This is a genomic window from Lysinibacillus sphaericus, from assembly GCF_006864135.1.
Classification (GTDB): domain Bacteria; phylum Bacillota; class Bacilli; order Bacillales_A; family Planococcaceae; genus Lysinibacillus.
Map to the genome: position 1 here is coordinate 1 of NZ_SADV01000054.1, position 1991 is coordinate 1991.

Genomic DNA, 1991 nt, shown 5'->3' on the forward strand with positions numbered 1-1991 from the left:
CAAATGTCTAAAGTATCAGCTGTCAGCGGTGCTACTGGAGCCGATTTCGATAAATTAAGAGGTCAGGCTCAAGAACTAGGTAAAACCACTGTTTTCACAGCTACTCAAGCAGCAGAAGGTATGGAATACTTAGCACTTGCTGGATGGAAAACCAATGATATTATGGCGGCTATGCCAGGTATGCTCAACTTAGCAGCAACGGGAGCCCTTGATTTAGGAAAAGCAGCAGACATTACCTCAGATGTTATGAGCGCCTTTGGAATATCGGCAGGGAAGGCTGGTCATACCGCTGACGTATTCGCATACGCACAAGCCAACGCTAATACTAACGTTGAGCAGATGGGCGAAGCGATGACTTATCTTGCTCCTGTTGCAAATGCTTTGGGATTGGAACTTGAGGAGTCAGCAGCAGCGGTAATGAAACTTGCTGATAGTGGTGTAAAAGGATCTATGGCTGGTCAAGCCTTTGCATCTTCATTATCTCGGTTAGCAAAACCGACAAAAGCAATGAGGGACGAAATGGGGCGTCTTGGTATCGAGTTTTTCGATGCTCAAGGAAACTTAAAATCAATGCCAAATATAATAGCAGAAATTGAAAAAGGAACAAAAGGAATGACAAAGGAGCAGAAATCAGCTACTTTGTCTATTTTATTTGGGGCAGAAGCTTACAAACACTGGGCTATTCTTTTGGAAAGTGGATCAAAAACACTAGGTGATACAACGGATGCCTTAAAAAATGCTGATGGTGCAGCTGAGAAAATGGCAGACACGATGATGGATAACTTAGCCGGTTCATTAAATCAATTAAAAGCAGCATTTGAAGGTATAGCTATACAAATAAGTGACTTGATAAAAGATGATTTACGTGCCTTTGCAGATTGGATAGCAAAGATGGCGGCTAAGTTTGGAGAATTAAGTGAGAGTACAAAGAAAACTATTTTAGTAGTCGCTGGTTTAGCAGCTGCAATAGGCCCATTACTTGTTATTGGTGGTATGTTGATTTCGTCGTTAGGGACAATTCTTGGAGCATTTGGTACTGTATCAAGCGCTATTGCAGTAGTTACAACAGGTGCAACGGCAGCAACTCCAGCTATTGGAGCTTTAGCAAGTGTATTTACGGTTTTAACTGGCCCTATCGGAATAGCAGTTGCTGCTTTAGCTGGATTAACAATTGGTACAATTGCGTTTGCTAAAAACATGAGCGAAAGTGCTTTACCAAGTGTTGAGAGATTTGGGGAAGGTGTTTCTGAATCTACAAAGAAAGCACTTGATGGATTCTTTGATTTAAGTGAAAATGCTTCACAATCTGTCACTGAGATGTATGTGTCTTCCACAAAGGTTACAGCTGAAATGGCAAATGAGCTTACTTCTAAGTATGATCAAATGAATACTCAGATTGTGGACGGCATGAAGAAACGTAATGCAGATCAATTATCTGACATGCAAAAGTTCTTTATGGATTCTTCAGCTTTATCTTCAGAAGAAGAAGAGAAAATAATTGCTGATACTAAAAAACGTAATGAGTACAAAATTCAAGACCAGATAACTATGAATGAGATAGCAAAAGAAATTACTCAAAAGGCAGCTAATGAAAAAAGAGAATTAACAGAACGTGAACATGAAGTACTCAATAATATCAACCAATTGATGAAAGAAAATGCTGTTAGGACGTTTTCTGAAAGCGAGTTAGAACAAAAAATAATCCTCGAACGTATGAAAGAAAATGCTTCGATTATCTCAGCTGAACAAGCAGCCGAAGTTGTAAAAAACGCTGTCAAGCAAAAAGATGAAGTTATCAAAGAAGCTAATGAGACTTACGAAAAACGAATGGCTCAAATAATTCAGATGCGTGATGAGACAGGAGCTATCTCAGCTGAACAAGCCGATAAGATGATAGCTGAAGCAACAAAGGCAAAAGATCAAACTATTTTCCTTGCTGAAGAACAACATCAAAAGATTGTAGAAAAAGCTCAACAACAAGCTGATGAACA

The 1991-nt window shown here is 39.4% G+C and carries 1 protein-coding gene; it reads left to right on the forward strand.

Annotated elements, in window-relative coordinates; all coding sequences use genetic code 11:
* Nucleotides 1-1991 (forward strand): phage tail tape measure protein (locus C7Y47_RS24530; RefSeq protein ID WP_142511127.1); only part of this gene is annotated, 1991 nt, incomplete at both ends.